This is a genomic window from Gordonia sp. GN26 (genome assembly GCF_054823965.1).
The window spans coordinates 1-18,297 of record NZ_JSYC01000158.1; the positions used below are offsets into that span (position 1 = coordinate 1).

At 67.5% G+C, this 18,297-nt stretch carries 19 protein-coding genes; 5 read left to right on the forward strand and 14 right to left on the reverse strand.

Annotated features, from left to right (window positions below; genetic code table 11):
- The 5 genes from OK17_RS21385 to OK17_RS21405 form a co-directional block, all read right to left on the reverse strand.
- Positions 1–870 (reverse strand): LysR family transcriptional regulator (locus OK17_RS21385; RefSeq protein WP_154882692.1); only part of this gene is annotated, 870 nt, incomplete at its 3' end.
- Between the two features lie 6 nt (positions 871–876).
- Entirely contained in the window at positions 877–1,779 is a 903-nt protein-coding gene (locus OK17_RS21390) for a LysR family transcriptional regulator (RefSeq protein ID WP_461418691.1), read from the reverse strand.
- 57 nt (positions 1,780–1,836) lie between these two features.
- Positions 1,837–2,598, reverse strand: a complete 762-nt coding sequence (locus OK17_RS21395) for a crotonase/enoyl-CoA hydratase family protein (RefSeq protein WP_232719257.1) — start codon at positions 2,596–2,598, stop codon at positions 1,837–1,839.
- A 67-nt stretch (positions 2,599–2,665) separates the two neighbouring features.
- Positions 2,666–3,790 (reverse strand): MBL fold metallo-hydrolase, encoded by a 1,125-nt coding sequence (locus tag OK17_RS21400; RefSeq protein WP_461418692.1) that lies wholly within the window; start codon positions 3,788–3,790, stop codon positions 2,666–2,668.
- Between the two features lie 124 nt (positions 3,791–3,914).
- Positions 3,915–5,501, reverse strand: coding sequence for an ABC-F family ATP-binding cassette domain-containing protein (locus OK17_RS21405; RefSeq protein ID WP_461418693.1), 1,587 nt, complete (start codon positions 5,499–5,501; stop codon positions 3,915–3,917).
- 199 nt (positions 5,502–5,700) lie between these two features.
- Here OK17_RS21405 and OK17_RS21410 point away from each other — a divergent pair, with 199 nt between their 5' ends.
- Positions 5,701–6,702: an enoyl-CoA hydratase/isomerase family protein gene (locus OK17_RS21410; RefSeq protein ID WP_232719254.1), complete on the forward strand. Its 1,002-nt coding sequence runs from the start codon at positions 5,701–5,703 to the stop codon at positions 6,700–6,702.
- A 101-nt stretch (positions 6,703–6,803) separates the two neighbouring features.
- On the opposite strand, the gene OK17_RS21415 is transcribed toward OK17_RS21410, so the two are convergent.
- Complete coding sequence (locus OK17_RS21415) at positions 6,804–7,547, reverse strand: hypothetical protein (RefSeq protein WP_461418698.1); 744 nt, start codon at positions 7,545–7,547, stop codon at positions 6,804–6,806.
- A 19-nt stretch (positions 7,548–7,566) separates the two neighbouring features.
- Positions 7,567–9,171 (reverse strand): peptide chain release factor 3, encoded by a 1,605-nt coding sequence (locus OK17_RS21420; RefSeq protein WP_461418694.1) that lies wholly within the window; start codon positions 9,169–9,171, stop codon positions 7,567–7,569.
- A 141-nt stretch (positions 9,172–9,312) separates the two neighbouring features.
- On the opposite strand from OK17_RS21420, the gene OK17_RS21425 reads away from it, so the two are divergent.
- The gene (locus OK17_RS21425) at positions 9,313–10,182 is read left to right on the forward strand and encodes a DUF559 domain-containing protein (protein WP_461418699.1); all 870 of its coding nucleotides are present in this window, start codon (positions 9,313–9,315) and stop codon (positions 10,180–10,182) included.
- A gap of 61 nt (positions 10,183–10,243) precedes the next feature.
- Here the strand turns inward: OK17_RS21425 and OK17_RS21430 are convergent, their stop codons facing one another.
- Complete coding sequence (locus tag OK17_RS21430; protein ID WP_006867410.1) at positions 10,244–11,260, reverse strand: beta-ketoacyl-ACP synthase III; 1,017 nt, start codon at positions 11,258–11,260, stop codon at positions 10,244–10,246.
- 204 nt (positions 11,261–11,464) lie between these two features.
- Here OK17_RS21430 and OK17_RS21435 point away from each other — a divergent pair, with 204 nt between their 5' ends.
- Both OK17_RS21435 and OK17_RS21440 read left to right on the forward strand, forming a co-directional pair.
- Positions 11,465–12,541, forward strand: a complete 1,077-nt coding sequence (locus tag OK17_RS21435; protein ID WP_232719252.1) for an ATP-binding cassette domain-containing protein — start codon at positions 11,465–11,467, stop codon at positions 12,539–12,541.
- Positions 12,538–13,302, forward strand: coding sequence for an ABC transporter permease (locus OK17_RS21440; protein WP_461418695.1), 765 nt, complete (start codon positions 12,538–12,540; stop codon positions 13,300–13,302). Before OK17_RS21435 ends, OK17_RS21440 begins: the two co-directional genes overlap by 4 nt.
- Positions 13,303–13,334: 32 nt before the next feature.
- On the opposite strand, the gene pth is transcribed toward OK17_RS21440, so the two are convergent.
- Both pth and OK17_RS21450 read right to left on the reverse strand, forming a co-directional pair.
- Entirely contained in the window at positions 13,335–13,901 is a 567-nt protein-coding gene (pth, locus tag OK17_RS21445) for an aminoacyl-tRNA hydrolase (RefSeq protein WP_461418700.1), read from the reverse strand.
- Between the two features lie 45 nt (positions 13,902–13,946).
- A complete protein-coding gene (locus tag OK17_RS21450; protein ID WP_232719250.1) occupies positions 13,947–14,570 on the reverse strand; it encodes a 50S ribosomal protein L25/general stress protein Ctc in 624 nt (207 codons plus the stop codon).
- Positions 14,571–14,809: 239 nt separating this feature from the next.
- Here OK17_RS21450 and OK17_RS21455 point away from each other — a divergent pair, with 239 nt between their 5' ends.
- On the forward strand, positions 14,810–15,247 hold the full coding sequence (locus OK17_RS21455; protein ID WP_232719249.1) for a limonene-1,2-epoxide hydrolase family protein: 438 nt from the start codon (positions 14,810–14,812) through the stop codon (positions 15,245–15,247).
- On the opposite strand, the gene OK17_RS21460 is transcribed toward OK17_RS21455, so the two are convergent.
- The 4 genes from OK17_RS21460 to OK17_RS21475 all read right to left on the reverse strand — a co-directional run.
- The gene (locus OK17_RS21460) at positions 15,244–15,594 is read right to left on the reverse strand and encodes a VOC family protein (RefSeq protein ID WP_074850499.1); all 351 of its coding nucleotides are present in this window, start codon (positions 15,592–15,594) and stop codon (positions 15,244–15,246) included. The two genes, OK17_RS21455 and OK17_RS21460, sit on opposite strands and share 4 nt — an antisense overlap.
- 131 nt (positions 15,595–15,725) lie before the next feature.
- Positions 15,726–16,067 carry an arsenate reductase (glutaredoxin) gene (gene arsC, locus OK17_RS21465; protein ID WP_232719248.1) on the reverse strand — a complete coding sequence of 114 codons (342 nt, stop codon included), beginning with the start codon at positions 16,065–16,067 and terminating at the stop codon, positions 15,726–15,728.
- Between the two features lie 88 nt (positions 16,068–16,155).
- Positions 16,156–17,034 (reverse strand): catechol 1,2-dioxygenase, encoded by an 879-nt coding sequence (gene catA, locus OK17_RS21470; RefSeq protein ID WP_461418696.1) that lies wholly within the window; start codon positions 17,032–17,034, stop codon positions 16,156–16,158.
- Positions 17,035–17,087: 53 nt separating this feature from the next.
- A partial coding sequence (locus tag OK17_RS21475) for a 4-hydroxyphenylacetate 3-hydroxylase family protein (protein ID WP_461418697.1) occupies positions 17,088–18,297 on the reverse strand: 1,210 nt, incomplete at its 5' end.

The window sequence follows — 18,297 nt, forward strand, 5'->3', positions numbered from 1 at the left end:
ACCCACCTGCGCGCGAATGAGTTCCACGAAGGCCTGGCCCACCGGGGACAGGGATGCGGGGTCGAAGGCGATCGCGAACGGTCGCACGAAGCGGGGTTCGGTCTCGCGGATGACGACGCGGTCCACGGCGGTGTCGGCCATCGAGCGTTCCAGCAGGGTGCCGCCGATTCCCGCCAGCACCATGGGAAGTCGTTCCTCGCGGTGTTCGGACAGCACGGCGAGGGGCGGTCGGATCCCGCCGACGCGGATGGCCTCCTCGAGCTCGTCGGCCACCGACTGCCCGCGCGGTACGAAGACCATCGGATACGTCGGGAGATTGCCCAGCGGGATCGGCCCGTCGGGGACCTCGGCCCCCTCGGGGTAGACCAGGACGTATTCGTGTTCGCCGAGTTCGATGACCTCGAGCGCGTCACCGGCGATCGGCAGGTGGGCGACGGCGAACTCGCAGTGCCCGTCCTCGATGGTGGAGGCGGCCCGGGTCTCGTCGCGTAAGTCGCCGAGCCGCACCGACACTCGCGGATAGATGTCGCGGAATCGGGCGATGAGGTCGACGACCGGGCCGACGGCCGTGGCCGGGGACGCGAGCAGATCGAGGTGTCCGGTGAGTTCGTCCTCCTCGGCGGCGAGGAGATCGCCGACGGCGTCGACGTCGCGGATGATCTGACGGGCCGGACCCACCATCGTGCGGCCCGCCGCCGACAACACCATGCCGCGACCGATGCGGTGGAACAGCTGCACGCCGAGTTCGCGTTCGAGCGCCCGCAACGCCTGCGAGACCGTCGGCTGTGCGACGCCCAGCGCGGTGGCGGCACCGCCGATGCCCTGGTTCTCGACGACGGCGAGGAAGTATTCGACCTGGCGTAATTCCATGGTGGCCTACCAGTCCGCGATCTCGGTCGGCTCCTGGCTCAGACCGGAATGGGCCCGGGCCGCGGAGATGAAGGCGAGTGCCGCCGGCGAGGGGAGACCCGAGCGCAACACGAGTCCCCACGGTCGCGTCAACGGCGGATCGAGCACGAGCTGCCGGGTGCCGGCGAGTTGTTTGTCGGCCACGGTCCGCGGGACAACCGTTGCGGCCGTACCGCGTTCGACGAGGTTCCAGACGGCCGCGGGCAACGGGCAGTCGACGACCACGTTGCCCGCGGCGTCGTCGAGGAGATCGGCGAGCAGTGCCGCGGTGTGCTGATCGCTGTGATCGATGACCAGCGGGACCGACCGAATGGCGCTGCGCGGCACGGTGTCCGGGAACCCGGCGACCAGCGCGTCGGGAGCCGCCACCACGAGCTCCTGCTCCGTCATCGGGATGGCCGAGAACGTCGCGTGTTCGGCGGAGGAGTCGATGACCCCGATCTCCGCGTCGCCCGAACGCAACGCGGAGAGGACACCGGCCGGGCCGTCGGCGGCGAGGACGCGAACCGCGAGCCGAGGAAAGCGCTCCCGGAACAGCCGGACGACGTCGACGAGCGGATCGATGCTGAACGCCGCGTACGTCACCACGTCGACGCGTCCGGACCGTAGCTCCCGGACCGCGTCGACCTTGCGCTTGGCGCGCTCGACGTCGGCGAGGATGCGTCGCGCCGCGTCGTCGAGCTTGCGGCCGGCCTCGGTCAGTTCGAGGCGGCGTCCGGTCCGGTCGAACAACGTGACGCCGAGACGCTTCTCGAGGGTCCGGATGGCCTGCGACAGGGAGGGCTGGGAGATGTAGAGCGACTGGGCGGCCTTCGTGATCCCACCGTGGTCGACGACTGCGACGAAGTAGGTCACGAGGTGCAGGTCCACACCGGTCACTCTAGTGATCGCCCTTTCCGACAGTCAGTGGCCCCGCGACCGGGGTGTTCAGCGGCCCTTCCACTGGGGTGCGCGCTTCTCGGCGAACGCCTTGGCACCCTCCTGCGCGTCCTCGGAGGAGAAGACCGGGGTGAGGAACTCCCACTGCTTCTTGATCAGGTCCTTGTCGGTGTAGTTGATCGCCATCGAGGTGACCTGCTTGGTTGCCTTGACGGCGAGCGGACCGTTGGCGGCGATCTTCGCGGCGAGCTCACGGGCTCCGGCGAGCGCCTCACCGGGCGCGGTGACCTTGTTGACCAGGCCGAACTGGTGGGCGCGCTCCGCGGTGAGCGGGTCACCGGTCAGGGCCATCTCCATCGCGACCTGGTAGGGGAGGATCTTCGGCAGGCGCAGGAGGCCTCCTGCTGCGGCGGCGAGGCCGCGCTTGACCTCGGGGATGCCGAACTTGGAGTTCTCGGCGGCGACGACGAGGTCGGCGGACAGTGCGAGCTCGCAGCCACCGGCCAGGGCCCAGCCCTCGACCGCGGCGATCAGCGGCTTGCTCGGCGGGGCCTCGGTGAGACCGCCGAAACCGCGGTCCTTCAGCGAGACCTGCTCGCCCCGCGAGAACGCCTTGAGATCCATGCCCGCGCAGAACGTGCCACCGGCGCCGGTGAGGATGCCGATGGTGAGATCGTCGCGCGACTCGAGTTCGTCGATGGCGGCCGCGATGCCCTCGGACACCTCGAGATTGACGGCGTTCTTCGCCTCGGGACGGTTGATCGTGATGACGGCGACTCCGTCGGCGAACTCGGTGAGCACGGCGCTCATGGGGTATCTCCTCTGTTGATCGGTGGGGCGGCCGGTGAGACGTTCACCGGCGGAGTCTCGTTCGGGCTCAGTCCGGCAGCGACAGGGTCGACGTCGCGGTGCGGTGTTCGGACACCGTCGCCAGCGACCACCGGACGGGCTCGACCGTGGTGTCGGCGAGGTCGGTCACGGACGGGGCGGGGGTCGAGGTGAGGATGCCCCGCTCGCTGAGGACCAGCAGATGCGCGTCGGTCTCGCGCAGTGCGAGGCGCTTCATCGTCAGGTTGAGGTCGCTGAACGGGCGGGACCAGCCGACGTTCTGGGTGATCTCCCACGCCGTGGACTCCGGGCGGGCGGCGACCGCCTCGGTGATCTCGGTGAGACGCTCCTCGTGATGCGACAGGAGTCCGGTGACCCGAGCGCCCAATCCGCGGAACCGGTACTCGTGCGACGGCAGGGCCTCGTGCTCCCGCATCTTCTCGGTGTTGGCCAGTGAGACCAGATAATCCGCGAGCGGGCTCTCCGTCTGCATCGGACTGGTGGAGACATTCGGGCTGATCCGCGGCAGCAGGTGATCGCCGGTGAAGATGATCCCCGCGTCGTCGTCGGCGAAGCACAGGTGGCCCGGGGTGTGACCGGGCGTCCAGACGGCGCGCAGATTCCAGCCCGGGATGTCGAGCGGGGCATCGGCGGTCAGCTCGGTGTCGATGGTCCGGCCGTCGGGCAGACGGACGAAGTCGACGAGTCCGAGACCGGCGACGTCGGCCGGGGCGCCGAGGACCCGCAGCTCCCACCGCGCCTCGTCGAGCTGGCTCTCCACCTCGTCGTCGGAGTGGTAGCGCAGGTGGCAGGCATCATCACGGTGCATCAGGAGCTGGACGTCGGTGTGCTCGAGCAGCCTCGGGACGAGGCCGAAATGATCCGGATGGAAGTGGGTGATGGCCGCCGACCGGACGTCGGTGATGTCGTGGCCGGTGCTGCGGATGCCGTCGACGAGCGCTCGCCACGACTCGTCGGACGGCCACCCCACGTCGATCAGCGCCAGCCCGCCGTCGGGCAGTGCGAGGGCGTACACCAGGACGTAGCGCAACGGGTTGGGGCCCATCGGCACCGGGATCGACCACAGCCCCGGCCGCACCTCTTCGACCGGTGGGAGGACCTTGTCGGCCCAGGCCTGCTGCTGGCGGCGACCGGTCACCTCGATCGTGGCCATCCGACCTCCTGGCTTTCATCGTCGCGACGCACCGCAGGGGGAGTTGCGGTGCGCAACAATCATCCGATCACGAGACCCCCGTCACGCTCAATGTGGCGGCGGCTCAGGCGCCCTGAGGAACTGCCTATGTGTCGCCGGTCTGCGCCGGTGACAAGGCACCCACCTCGACGCGACGGTCGATCCCGATGCGATCCAGGAACCCGGCGTCGTGGGAGACGACGAGCAGCGCGCCACTCCAGCTCTCGAGCGCGCTGACCAACTGGGTGACCGTGTCGAGGTCCAGGTTGTTGGTCGGCTCGTCGAGGATCAGCAGCTTCGGGGTCGGGTTGCCGAGGAGTGCGTCGGCGAGGCCCACGCGCAGTCGCTCACCGCCGGAGAGCTCCTCGAGTGCGCGGTCGGCGCGTGCACCGCGGAACAAGAACCGTGCCAGATGCGAACGCACCTCCTGAGTGCTGATGTCCGGATGGTGCGCCGACACCAGGCCGGCGATCGACATCGACGGGTCGTCGAACACGATCTGTTGCGGCACATACGCATAAGGCACGACGATGGCCTCGCGCGCGATGAGGTCGGCGATGAGCGTCGACTTCCCGGAACCGTTGGGCCCCACCAGCGCGGTGCGTTCCGGACCGTCGATCCGGAGTCGGTCGTCGGTGACGACCTGGGCTCGCGACGGTACGTCGGCATCCGGCACCACGATTCGGGCGGTGCGGTCCTTGCGGACCTCTTCGCGCGCCTCGTCGAGCCGGGAGGCGGCCGCCGCCACGTCGTCCTGATGGGCGTTGCGCAACTTCCCGGCCGACACCTGCGCCTCACCGCGACGCAGGTGCGAGATGATCTTCGGCACCCGCTTCTCGCGTTCGGCGGTCGCGGCGGTGCGGGCGCGGCGATCGAGTTTGATCTGTGCGTCGACCAGCTCCCGACGCTGCTTACGCAGGTCGCCGGTCGCGGTCGCCACGGCAGCCTCGGCCGCCTCCTGTTCGGCGTCCACGATCTCGCGGTAGTGCGAGTACGGGCCGCCGAACACACGCACCCGACCCCGGTACAACTCCAGCGTCGCGTCGACACGTTCGAGTAGTTCGAGGTCGTGACTCACGATGATCACGGTGCCGGAGAAGGCATCGATGGCGTCGAAAAGCCTTGTCCGTGAGCTGGTGTCGAGGTTGTTCGTCGGCTCGTCGAGGAGCAGGACCGAGGGTCGGCGCATGAGTGCGGCGACGATCGACAGCAGTGTCGCCTCGCCGCCGGACATGGCACCGACCCGACGGTCGAGGTCGGTGGGCAGACCCATCTGGGCGAGGAGTCCGATCGCCCGCTCCTCGACGTCCCAATCGTCACCGACGGCGTCGAAGTCGTCGGCGTCGACCGAACCGACCTCGATGCGACGGATAGCGCCGCGGATGGCGTCGATGCCGAGTGCTGCGGACACCGTCGACGCCGGATCCGACTGGGGGTCCTGCGGAACGATCCCCACCTCCGGCGCGGACGCGGTGCCGGCGACGCTGACACTGCCCGACGCTGGGCGGAGACGCTGCGAGATCAGGCCGAGCAACGTCGATTTCCCTGCGCCGTTGGCACCGATCAGCGAATACGTGGACGCTCCCAGCGTGAGATTGAGGTGATCGAAGACCGTGGTGCCGTCGGGCCAGCCGAACGAGACATCGGACAGCACGATCGACGGCTGAGAAGGAAGGGACAGAGAAGTGGACACGAGATCTCCTGAAGTGGTTCGGATTCACCGACGGCTGTCTGTACGACATCGCGCATCGGCCGGGGCCACTTCAGTTCTTCATCGTGTGGGATCACTCCTCGGGTCGGCGGGCGGTTGCGGGATCCACGGTAATGGATGCGTCCGGGTCTGCCAACGGGTTATCTCCGGCTTTTCTTCCCTCACCGCTACGGTTGAGGGCATGTCCTTCATTCGCACCTCGGTGTCCAACGGCGTCGGCGAGATCGTCCTCGACCGACCGAAAGCCCTGAACGCACTGGACCAGACCATGATCGACGACATGTACGCCACGCTCGGCGAGTGGGGTGACGACGACTCGATCGAGACCGTCCTCGTCACCTCCGCGAGCGACCGTGCCTTCTGCGCGGGCGGCGACATCCGGGCGATCCGCGAGCACTCGCTCGACGGCGACACCAAGGCCATCACGCGTTACTTCAGCAGTGAGTACCGGCTGGACCAGATGGTCGCCGACTACCCCAAGCCGTACGTGAGCCTCATCGACGGCGCGGCCATGGGCGGCGGACTCGGCATCAGCGTGCACGGCGAGATCCGCGTGGTCACCGAGAAGGCGATGATCGCGATGCCCGAGACCGCGATCGGCTTCTTCCCCGACATCGGCTCCACCTACTTCCTCCCGCGTCTGCCCGAGGGGGTCGGCATGTGGCTGGGTCTCACCGGTGCGCGCATCCGCGGCGTCGACGCGGTGTCCGTCGGCCTGGCAACGCATTTCGTGGCGTCGGCCGATATCGCCGGCGTCGCCGAGTCGATCCGTTCCGGAGATCCGCTGGCCGATGCGCTGGCGACTTCGGGGACCACGGAGACCAGCGACGTCCCGCTCCGCAAGATCGGCGAGTACTTCGCCGACGACAACATCAACGCCATCGTCGGTGGTCTGCGCGGAGCGATCGGCGACGAGTGGGCCGAGGAGATGATCGGCCTGCTCGAGAAGGCCTCACCCACCAGCCTCTGGGTGACGGCCGCGATGATCAACGCCGGGGCGCAGTCTGGGATCGACGAGTGCTTCGATCGCGAATTGCATGCGGCAGAACAGATCACGGCCACGAACGACTTCCGCGAGGGAGTGCGGGCGGTGCTGGTCGACAAGGACCGCAACCCGGCCTTCGACCCCGCCGCGATCGACGACGTCGATCCGGCGGTCGTCGCGCGGATCGTGGGTGCGTGAGCGTTGTCTGCTGGTTGAGTAGGCGAGGAGCCTGTGCGACGAGCTCGGCCTTCCCGCTGGTTGAGTAGGCGAGGAGCCTGCGACGAGCCGTATCGAAACCCCTACGGCCTGAGCTGGAACCGTCCGGACAGTACGACGGTCGGCGGGGTGCCGGCGTCGGGCTTCGGGCTCGTCGACGACTCATCGGTGTCGTAGGCCACGTCGTCGTCGGGTGCGAACGGGTTCGCGTCGACGCGGGAGGCATCCGGGCAGGTGAACGACCCGGCCGCGAGCTTGCCCGACATCCCGGTGATGCTGAGCTGGCACGCCGACGACTGGTGGTAGACACCGTCGACGGATACGCCGATCTGTGCGTTGATCGGTTTGGTGAGCGGGCCGGCGGTGGGGCGTGGTCCGCCGCCCGCGGGTGGGACCGTGCCGCCGGTCAATTCGCTGATGGGGAACTCGATCTGGGCGCCGTCGGTCCCGATTCCCTTGAACACGAACAACAGTGAGTCCGGCGGGACGTCGGGCTGTTCGGGGCCCCAGCGCTTGAACTCGTAACAGCTGGTCGCCTCATCGGGGCTCTTGCTGCTGCCGGCGGCCGGTAGCCCGGTCGTCGGGGCCGCCGGCTCGATGATCGCGATCCGGATCTCGCCGGAACGGAACGTCAGGCCGTGCCCGCCGCGGTCGACCTTGCCCTGCGGCGGTTTCTCCGCGCATTTCGCCGAATCGATCGGGCGTGCGGTCGGCGTGGGGGCCGTGCTCGTCGATGTGGGGGCCGGTGCCGGGTTGGCTGCGCATCCCGACATCAGGAGCGCTGCCGCGGACACCGCGGACACCGCGCCGACACCGGAGGTGCGCACGAGGGGACGCCTCATCGGCTCAATCCGCCGCGGCGACAAGGGGTTGCAGCGTCAGATCGGGGTGTTCCTTCTCGATGTACTGCAGGCGCCACTTGTCGCTGAACAGTGCCAGGATCGCACCGTCGGTGCGGGTGAACACCTCGACGCCGCGCTGCCGGTCGAGCTCTGGTGCGCTCTCGGCGTCGGTGCGGCGGGCGAGCGAGTAACCGAGCGGTTCGATGATGGTGTCGACGTTGAACTCGGCCTTCATACGGGCGGTGACGACCTCGAACTGCATGGGACCGACCGCGGCCAGCACCGGCGACATGTCGCCGCGGGTGTCGTTGCGCAGCACCTGCACCACACCTTCGCTGTCGAGCTGATCCATCGCCTTGCGGAACTGCTTGTACTTGTCGGCGGTGGTTGCACGCAGCGTCGAGAAGTGTTCGGGCGCGAACGACGGGATCGGCGGGAACTGCACCTTCGGGCCGTCGAAGAGGGTGTCACCGGGGGCCAGTGCGGTCGCGTTCACGAGGCCGACGACGTCGCCCGGGTAGGCGGTGTCGACGGTGGACCGGTCCCGGCCGAAGACGGCCTGGGCGTACTTGGTGGCGAACGGTTTCCCGGTCTGCGCGTGGGTGACGACCATGCCGCGTTCGAACTCGCCGGACACGATCCGCATGTACGCCAAGCGATCTCGGTGGCTCGAGTCCATGCCGGCCTGCACCTTGAACACGACGGCACTGAACGGGTCGGTGACCGGACGTTCTTTGCCCTCGATGTCGACGCGGCCGGCGGGCGGGGGAGCGAGCTCGACGAGCACCTCGAGCAGTTGACGCACGCCGAAGTTCAGCATCGCCGAGGCGAAGATCATCGGCGAGGTCTGGCCGGCGAGGAACATCTCCTGGTCGTGGTCCTGGCCCATCTCGGAGAGCAGTTCACTCTCCTCGACGGCCGCGGTCCACTCGTCGCCCTCACGTGCCGCCGCGTCGTCGGCGCTCATGATCTCTTCCGGGGCGATCTTGGCGCCGCCTGCGGTACGGGTGAAGTGCACGTACTCGCCGGTGCGGCGGTCGAGCAGACCGCGGAAGTCGCCGGCGATGCCGACCGGGAAGAACAGCGGGGTCGGGGTGAGTCCGATGCGCTCGGTGATCTCGTCGATCAGCTCGAGCGGCGTCTGACCGGGACGGTCCCACTTGTTGATGACCGTGATCACCGGGATGCCGCGATGGCGACACACCTGGAAGAGCTTCAGCGTCTGCGGCTCGAGGCCCTTCGCGGCGTCGATGAGCATCACCGCCGCGTCGACCGCGGTCAGCACGCGGTAGGTGTCCTCGGAGAAGTCGGCGTGACCGGGGGTGTCGACGAGGTTGATGACGCTCGGGATGCCCGGGTCGCTGTGCTCGGCGAGGTAGTTGAACTGCAGCGCGGTGGAGCTGACCGAGATGCCGCGGGCCTTCTCCATCTCCATCCAGTCGGAGACGGTGGACTTGCGTCCCGCCTTGCCGTGGATCGCACCCGCCTCGCTGATCATGCGCGCATGCAGCGCCAAGGCCTCGGTCATGGTCGACTTACCGGCGTCCGGATGGGAGATGATCGCGAAGGTACGTCGGCGCTTGACCTCGGTTGCGACGTCAGAACTCACGAGATTCGAGGCTACTCGGCTGGTGGGAGGGCTCCAAACTCACCATCAATGATGTTGCGGCAGTTGGTGCCGGTATACCGGACCAATTGCCGCAATCCCAGATCCTGGGAACCGATGTGGGGGTCGGTGCGTCCAATCGTCGTGCAGACGCCTTCTCGCCTCCGACGTCACGCGCTCGCCCGCGACGGCGTCGTGACGATCGCCGAAGCCCTCGAGTTCGGGATGACGAAGTCGGGTGTCCATCGACGTGTGGACTCCGGGCTGTGGACACATCGGTCGCGTGGGGTCTATACGCTTGCCGACCACCCGGTCACGGCCAGGACGCGTGCTCGGCTCGCAGTCGCCGAAGTCGGTCGCGGTGCCGCCCTGTCCGGTCTGGGCGCTGCATGGTGGCACGGGATCGTCGATGATCCACCGAAGAAGCTGACGGTGACCGCACCGCGGTCGAGGCACGCGAAGTCGGTCGACGGCGTTCGTATCCGGTATCGGAAGCTCGAGGACGCTGAGACGGTCACCCGGGACGACCTGCTGGTCACCTCGTTGCCGCTGTCTGTGCTGGAGGCCTCGGTCGAGAAGGACAGCACGGTTCTCGATGCCGCACTGTTGTTGCGCCGCGTGTCGATCGAGCAGTTGCGAACCGCAGCGGAGCGCCGTCGTAGGAGGGCGGGTGCACCGGGTATTGCGTCTCTGATCGCCGGGGTCGAGGAGGGCGCTCGCTCTGAGGCCGAGCGCCTCGCAGTCGATCTGCTTCGACAGGGAGGGGTCGACGGATTCGTGTCCAACCATCCCGTCGACGGCTACTTCGTGGACGTCGCCTTCCCGGACCGGATGCTCGCCGTCGAGATCGACGGGATGGCGTACCACCGCGACGCCGAGACCTTCCAGCGCGACCGGCGTCGTCGAAACGACCTGATCGCGCAGGGCTGGACGGTCCTGAACTTCACGTGGGCTGACCTCGAGGAACGTCCTGGGTACGTCGTCGACCGCGTCCGTCAGGCACTCGCCGCCTGAAACAGTTGCGGCAGTTGGTCCCGGAATCCGGGACCAACTGCCGCAACTGGAAGGAGGGGTCTTACTCGAACGGCACCGGGGGAAGCTTGACGACCTGCGAGGCGTAGGAGAGGCCGGCGCCGAAGCCGAGGAGGAGCGCGGTCTGGCCGGGCTGTGCCTTGCCGGTGGAGAGCAGGTCTTCCATGGCGAGCGGGATCGACGCGGCGGAGGTGTTGCCGGTGTACTCGATGTCGTTGGCGACGACGGCGTCGTCGCGCAGCTTCAGGTTCTTGGCGAGCAGCTCGTTGATCCGCGCGTTGGCCTGGTGCGGGACGAAGACGTCGAGGTCCTCGGAGCCGATCTTGGCGGCCTCGAGGGCGCGGACGGCGACCTTGCCCATCTCGAAGGCGGCCCAGCGGAACACCGCGGTGCCCTCCATGCGGAGGTACGGGCGCTGGACGCGGTCACCGTCGAGGAAGGTCACCCAGTCGAAGTCCTGGCGGATGGCGTTGAACTGCGAGCCGTCCGAACCCCAGACCACGGGGCCGAGTTCCTGCTCCTCGGTGGGTCCGACGACCACGGCGCCGGCGCCGTCGCCGAAGATGAAGCAGTTGGTGCGGTCGGTCATGTCGAGGGCCACCGAGAGCTGCTCGGCGCCGATGACCAGCACGTTGGTGGCGCTGCCGCCGCGGATCATGTCCGATGCGAGGGCCATGCCGTAGCCGAAACCGGCGCAGCCGACGGTGACGTCGAAGGCGGGGACGCCGTTGCAGCCGAGTTCGGTGGCCACCTTGGTCGCGCCGGCCGGGGTCAGGAGCAGGTGCGTGTTGGTGGCGAGGATGACCGCGTCGATGTCGGAACCGTGCAGCAGGGCGTTGGCGATGGCCTTGCGTCCGGCGTTGACCGACATCTCCATGACGCTCTCGTCGCGGCGGGCGAAACGGCGGGTCTTGATGCCGGTGCGGGTGTAGATCCACTCGTCGGAGGAATCGATGTGCTCGCAGATCTCGTCGTTGGTGACCACACGCTCGGGGCGATAGGCGCCGATCCCGAGCATGCCGATGTTGTTGATCCCTGAGGTGTCCGCGATGACTGCCATGGTCTTCCTTCCGAATATGTGACCCGACATATGACGGTACTCACCCGGCCACTTACTAGGAAGTACCGCATCCCCCCGCACATCGTTACCGACCGATTTCGGTATCCACCGCCGAAGCGGACCGAATGTGTCCTCTTTGCGATGAAAACTGGGCCCCAGATCGGTCGACACATCACGTCGGCGTCGAAATGAAGGGGAGTCCGCATGATCCATGCTCGTGGTCTGGTCCAGGTGTTCACCACCGGGAAGGGAAAGAAGAAGCGCGAGGTGCGAGCCGTCGACGGCGTCGACCTCGACGTCGCCGAGGGAGAGGTGGTCGGCTTCCTCGGGCCCAACGGGGCCGGTAAGACGACGACGCTGCGGATGCTGACCACGCTGTTGCGGCCGACCGCGGGTACCGCGACGGTCAACGGCTACGACGTCGTCGCCGATCCGGTGTCGGTGCGCCGCAGCATCGGTTACGTGTCCCAGGCCGGGGGCACATTCAGTCAGGCCCAAGCCGGCGACGAGATCGTCGACCACGGGATGCTCTACGGACTGTCGCGGGCCGAGGCGACGCGTCGCGGGCAGGCGCTGTTCTCCGAACTGCAGCTCGACGGACTGTGGGAACGTATGCCGAAGAACATGTCCGGTGGCCAGAAGCGGCGCCTCGACATCGTGATGGGACTCGTCCACGAACCGTCGCTGGTGTTCCTCGACGAGCCGACGACGGGCCTCGACCCGCAGGCCCGCGCCAACCTCTGGGAACACATCCGCCGATTGCGGACCGAGCGCGGCGCGACGATCTTCCTCACGACGCACTATCTCGAGGAGGCGGACGAACTCTCGGACCGGATTCTCATCATCGACAACGGGCGGATCGTCGCGGCGGACACCCCGGACAACCTCAAGGCGCAGGTCTCCGGCGATCTGGTCGCGCTAGAGGTCGCCGACGCCGCCGCGGTGACGACGGCTGCCGAGAAGCTCGCCTCGGTCAGCGGCGGCAACGGTGGCGGCCGGATCGAGGTGGACGGCCGCCACGTCCGGGGCCGGGTGCCGCGTGCCGGCCGGGCGGTGCCGGGACTCCTCCGCGACCTCGACGCCTCGGGTATCTCACTCGATTCGATCGAGGTCATCCGTCCGACGCTCGACGACGTCTTCCTGACCCTCACCGGCCGATCCCTGCGCGACGCCGAAACCGAACGCGACCCCGGCGGTGACCCGACCGACAAGGAACCCGGTTCTGCCGCAACCACTTCCGACGAGTCTGCCCGTCGCACCGAGCAGGAGGTCGCCCGATGAACAGCTTCTTCCGCGACAGCACCATCGTCTTCCGCCGTCAGATCCGGATGAACCTGCGCAACCCCGCCTGGGTCCTGATCGGCGTCATGCAGCCGATCCTCTATCTGCTGCTGTTCGGACCGCTGCTCAAACCGCTGGTCTCCCAGTTCCCGGGCGGCGCGGACAACCCGTACACCTTCCTGGTGCCGGGACTTCTCGTGCAGCTGGGGCTGTTCGGGGCGCTGTTCGCCGGCTTCAGCCTGATCGGCGAATGGCGGGAGGGGGTCATCGAGGCCGAGCGGGTCACCCCGGCGAGCCGCACGGCTCTGCTCACCGGTCGTCTGATGCGCGACATGTTGCAGCTGCTGGTGCAGGCGCTGATCCTGGTGACCCTCGGATTCGCCATGGGGATGCGCGGATCGATCGTCGGCGTGATCCTCGGCATCGTCATCACACTGCTCATCGGCGGTGCGTGCGCCGCGGCGTCGAATGCGCTGGCACTGACGACGAAGAGCGAGGACGTGATGGCCCCGCTCGTCAACATGGTGATGATGCCGGTGCTGTTGCTGTCGGGAATCCTGCTGCCGATGACGCTCGGACCGACGTGGCTGCAGGGGCTCAGCGACTTCATGCCGTTCCGCTGGGTCGTCGACGCCGTGCGCGACACCTTCGGCGGCGACCTCGCCAGCGCTCAGGTCCTGTGGGGAGTGATCGCCTCACTCATCCTCGCCGCACTCGGAACCTGGTGGGGCACATCGGTGTTCCGCAAGGAGAACGCTTAGGGGCCGCAACGAGGGGAGAGCACCGTGCGCGTCTACCAGGCGTGCACGGTGTTCTGTGCGCTCTCGAGGTCCTGGGAGACGAGGAGTTCGACGGCGTCGCAGCCGTTGCGGATCATCAGCTCGACCTCGGCGCGGTCGGCGGACGGGAACGGCTTGAGCACGAAGTCGGCGGGGTCCTGACGCCCGGGCGGACGGCCGATGCCCATCCGCACACGCAGGTAGTCGCGGGTGCCCATGACCTGGCTGATCGACCGCAGCCCGTTGTGGCCGCCCTCGCCGCCGCCGTGTTTGAGGCGCACGAGACCGAAGTCGATGTCGAGCTCGTCGTGGATGACGATGAGATCGGCGGGCGCGACCGAATAGAACTTGGCCAGCGGACCGATCTGTCGACCGGACTCGTTCATGTAGACGCGTGGCTTGGCCACGAGAACAGACTGGCCGCCGAGGCGAACCTCGGCGACCTCCGCACCGGACTTCTTGTGAACCTTCCAGCGCTCGCCTGCCGAGTCGACGAGGCCGTCGGCGACCATCGCGCCGACGTTGTGCCTCGTCTTCTCGTACTTGGACCCGGGATTACCGAGTCCGACAATAATTTTCACCACTTAGGGATTTTCACCACTCGCGCAGAGCAGTCGGGGGTCGGATTACTCCGACTCCGCGGGAGCCTCGGCAGCCTCATCCTCGGCACCTTCGGCGTCGGCGTCGGAGGAGGTGGCCGCAGCCTGTGCCTCGTTGACGGCGACGATCAGGGTTTCCGGATCGGCGATCAGGGTGACGCCCTCCGGCAGGTCCAGGTCGGAGGCGTGGATCGCGGTGCCGGCCTCGGCACCCTCGACGCTGACGACGATCTGCTCGGGGATCGACAGGGCGTCGGCCTCGACCTCGACGACGCTGGCGTCGGAGGTGACCAGGGTGCCCGGTGCGGGGTCACCCTCGACGACGATGGCGACCTCGACGGTCACCTTCTCGCCGCGGCGGACGATGAGGAGGTCGGCGTGCTCGATGTAGTTGCGGATCGGGTGGACGTCGACCTGCTTGGTGAGCGCGAGCTGGCTGGTGCCCTCGATGTCGAGATCGATGATGGCGTTCAGGCCGTTGTTACGCAGGATCGCGGCGAAGTCGCGGGCCGGGAGGTGCAGGTGCTGCGGGTCGGTGCCGTGGCCGTAGAGCACGGCGGGAACGTTGCCCTCGCGACGTGCGCGGCGAGCGGCGCCCTTGCCCTTTTCGGTACGGGTGGTGACAGCCAGCTTCGAGGCCTGAGTAGCCATGGTGATCTCCTCTGATCAGTGGTTGCGGTCGTTCGTCCGTCGCGACGAGCAACGGGCACGGATACCGACCGCGGGCACCCACCGGGCCGCGTGAGGGCCCCGAGGAGACTGCGATGGTCGCGCCGATCACGGTGACTGGGTCACCCTCGCCGAGACAACGGGAGCAAGGATAGTCGATGACCTGCCGAGATGTCACATCGCGGCCCACAGCGAGCACCGTCCCGGCATACTGGGCTGCCATGACCTCACAGACCCCGATCGAGATCGTGACGGCCCTGCTCGACGCATTCGCGCGCGAGGACATCGCCGGTGCACTGGACACCATCGACGACGACATCGCCTACACCAACGTCTCGCTGCCGACCATCCACGGCAAGCGCAAGGTCGCCGGTGTGCTCGGCGGCGTCGCGAAGAAGTCGTGGGTGGGCTTCAACTACCGGATGCTCAACGCCAGTTCCGACGACGCGGGTGTCGTGCTCACCGAACGCGTCGACGAATTGCGTTTCGGGCGGCTGCATCTGCAGTTCTGGGTCTGCGGCCGCTTCGAGATCCGCGAGGGCCGGATCGTGGTGTGGCGCGACTACTTCGACTACTTCGACATGGCGAAGGGCCTGCTGCGCGGAATCGCGGCGCTGGCCCTGCCGTCGGTACAGAAGCCGCTGCCGATCGCCGCCTAACGGTTGAGCGGGCTGTAGAACACGAGCCCGTTGCCCTGGTTGTCGTACACCACGGCACGGCGCTCGTGCGCGTCGTCGTACGGACCCTTCACGATGGCGCCGCCGTCGGCCTCGATCGCCTTCGCCGCGGCATCGACATCGGCGGTCTTGATGCCGACGACGACCTTGCCGGGTATCGGGTGGTCGACTGCGGTGGCGAGCGCGATCGTCACCGGACCGCCGTCGAGGGCGGCGAAGTGGGCGCCGTCGCGGAACTTCAGCGACATGCCCAACGTCTCGGTGTAGAACTTGATCGACTCGTCCAGGTTCTCGGTGGACAGGATGATCATCTTCGCTTCGTAGCTCATGGAGCCGATGCTAACCGCGCTCGAGGGTTACCGGAACCCGCAATCCCGTTCTGGCACAGAGCTGTACACGATGGTCACCGGCCCGCGTGCGGGCGCGACGAAGGTCCCGTTCATCCGGGACCGACGCCCCTTCAGAGGATCTCGTCGAGCTTCTCGAACGGCCGCGGGATGCGGGTCCCCTTGTCGGTCACCACGATCGGGCGCTCGACGAGGATCGGATGTTCGACCATCGCGTCGAGGATCGCCTCGTCGGTGGCCGACGCGAGGTCGAGTTCTTTGTAGAGGGCTTCGCGCTTGCGCACGGCCTGCGCCGGGGTGAGCCCGGCGTCGGCGAGCAGTTGCACCAGCTGTTCGCGGGTGTAGGGCTCGTCGAGGTACTTGACGACGGCCGGCTCGATACCGGCGTCGCGGAGGGCCTGCAGCGCCTTGCGCGAGGTCGAGCACTTCGGGTTGTGATAGATCGTCGCGTCCACGAAAGACACCGTACCCAGCGCAAAGCGGCCCGGGCTCCAGAGGGGGAGAACCCGGACCGCTCGCGTACCCGTTCTGCGGGTGGGATCGCTACTCGGGGTCGAGTGCGAAGTCGTACTGCACGACGTTCCGGCCGTCGGCGTCGGGCTTCGGATCGAGGAGCAGTTCCGGCTTGGTTGCCGAGGCGACGTCGTCGTCGAGCCAGTCACCGCCCTTGAAGTACAGCTGGGTGATGATCGGATGCCGGCCCTTGGCTGCCACCCGCAGGTGCAGGTGCGCAGGTCGCCACGGGTGCCAGCCGGCGGCCTCGATGAACTTGCCGGTCGGTCCGTCGGTCGGGATCTGGTACGGCGCGGGCTGGATCGTGGTGATCTCGTAGCGGCCGTCACCGTCGGTGACCACGGTGCCGCGCAGGTTCCAAGCCGGGAGGTGCGGCGCGAACCCCGAGTAGTAGCCCTCGGCGTCGGCATGCCAGATCTCGATGGTTGCGCCGGCCATCGGGTTGCCGTCGAGGTCGGTGACCTGGCCGTGCATCACGAACGGCGTCTCGCGGGCGTCGACGCTGCGCATCGGCAGGGTGCAGCGTGCGGGCAGCAGCGGGGCGTCGGGGAGGTAGTACGGACCCTCGATGCTTCCCTTGGTGCCCGAGTACTTCCGCGAGTTGACCTCCTCGATGTCGTGTTCGACGAACACGTCGAGCAGCAGCGGCCACTCACCACCCTCGCCGACGTCGATGAGCCACTGCTTGAGGACGCGGTACTCGTCGTAGGTGATCTCGTACTTGTCGATCAGCGCGCTGAAACCGGCGAAGGCCTCGGATGCGATGGCCGACAGGCGTTCCGGCGTGGTGTCGGCGGTGAACCGGTGGCCGGCGAAGGCTGCGGTGGCGGCACTGCCGGAACCGGCGGCGGTCGGGGAGTCGACGCTGGGGGACCCGACGGGGGCCGGGGGTCGTTCGATGGTGGTCATGTGGTCTCCTGGTTCGAAAGCTGTGTGGTCGAGAAGAGCTGTGCCAGAGAGGGTCAGCGGTTGCCGAAGTAGCTGACGTCGTCGTTGCCGATCAGGTCCGGCACGGTCCAGCCGTCGAGGTCGTACTCGGACAGGCACTGCTCGGCAAGACCCTTCATCTCCCCGACGGTGCCGCGGGCGTCGGCGAACATGAGCAGCTCGGCCTTCACGCCCTCGTGGTTGCCGGCGTAGTTGCGCTCGTAGAGTTCGTGGCGGCCGCCGAACTCGCTGCCGATCGAATCCCACAGCGCCTTCATGACCTTCACGCGATCGACGGCGAGGATGCCGTCGGAACCGCGGACGTACTTGTCCAGGTACGGACGGACGTCAGGGCTCTTGAAGTCCGCCGAGCTCGACGGCAGGTAGATCAGCCCGGAGGCGACGTCCTGTTCGATGATCTCCTTGACGCGCGGGTAGCCCTGCTGGGCGAACATCCGGTAGGTCAGGCCGTACTCGAGCTTGGGGATGACCGTGTCGCCGATCCACGGCTCGGGGTTGTTGACCATGGCATCGCTCAACGACCAGAACAGGTTTCGCCAACCGATGACCTCACCGACGCGGGTCTGCACGCCGCGGAACCCGCCCGCGCCGGTGCAGTCGAGCGCCTTGAGGAGCAGCCCGGCGATGAAGTCGAGTTTGACCGCGAGACGGGTACAGCCCTGCAGGGTGAAGCGGGGGAGGAAGCCGGACTGCGGGAAGAAGGCGTTGATCTTGTCGACGTCGCCGTACATGAAGACGTTCTCCCAGGGCACGAGCACCTTGTCGAAGACGAAGATGGTGTCGTTCTCGTCCATCCGGCTCGACAGCGGGTAGTCGAACGGGGTGCCCATGACGGCGGCCTGCTGGGTGTACGACGAGCGGCAGATGAGCTTCACGCCCGGGGCGTCCATCGGCACGGTGCAGATGAGGGCGAACTGCTTCTTCTTGATCGGCAGGCCGTAGTGGGAGATGAAGTTGTAGTTGGTGATCGCCGAACCGGTGGCGACGACCTTGGCGCCGGAGACGATGAGGCCGGCGTCGGTCTCCTTCTCCACCTTCATGAACACATCGCCGACCTCGTCCGGCGGCAGTTGGCGATCGACCGGCGGGTTGATGATCGCGTGGTTCCAGTACAGGACCTTCTCCTGCGATTCCTTGTACCAGCGTTCGGCGTTGGCCTGGAACGGTGCGTACAGCTCGGAGTTGGCGTGCAGGGTGCCGAGGAAGCTGGCCTTGTAGTCGGGG

Bases quoted from the DNA above. Each gene is read 5' to 3' on its own strand.
- OK17_RS21430 (WP_006867410.1), bottom strand. From the start codon at position 11,260: ATGGCAGTCATCGCGGACACCTCAGGGATCAACAACATCGGCATGCTC.
- OK17_RS21460 (WP_074850499.1), bottom strand. From the start codon at position 15,594: ATGAGCTACGAAGCGAAGATGATCATCCTGTCCACCGAGAACCTGGAC.
- catA (WP_461418696.1), bottom strand. From the start codon at position 17,034: ATGACCACCATCGAACGACCCCCGGCCCCCGTCGGGTCCCCCAGCGTC.
- OK17_RS21435 (WP_232719252.1), top strand. From the start codon at position 11,465: ATGATCCATGCTCGTGGTCTGGTCCAGGTGTTCACCACCGGGAAGGGA.
- OK17_RS21395 (WP_232719257.1), bottom strand. From the start codon at position 2,598: ATGAGCGCCGTGCTCACCGAGTTCGCCGACGGAGTCGCCGTCATCACG.
- OK17_RS21410 (WP_232719254.1), top strand. From the start codon at position 5,701: ATGTCCTTCATTCGCACCTCGGTGTCCAACGGCGTCGGCGAGATCGTC.
- OK17_RS21440 (WP_461418695.1), top strand. From the start codon at position 12,538: ATGAACAGCTTCTTCCGCGACAGCACCATCGTCTTCCGCCGTCAGATC.
- OK17_RS21400 (WP_461418692.1), bottom strand. From the start codon at position 3,790: ATGGCCACGATCGAGGTGACCGGTCGCCGCCAGCAGCAGGCCTGGGCC.
- OK17_RS21455 (WP_232719249.1), top strand. From the start codon at position 14,810: ATGACCTCACAGACCCCGATCGAGATCGTGACGGCCCTGCTCGACGCA.
- OK17_RS21450 (WP_232719250.1), bottom strand. From the start codon at position 14,570: ATGGCTACTCAGGCCTCGAAGCTGGCTGTCACCACCCGTACCGAAAAG.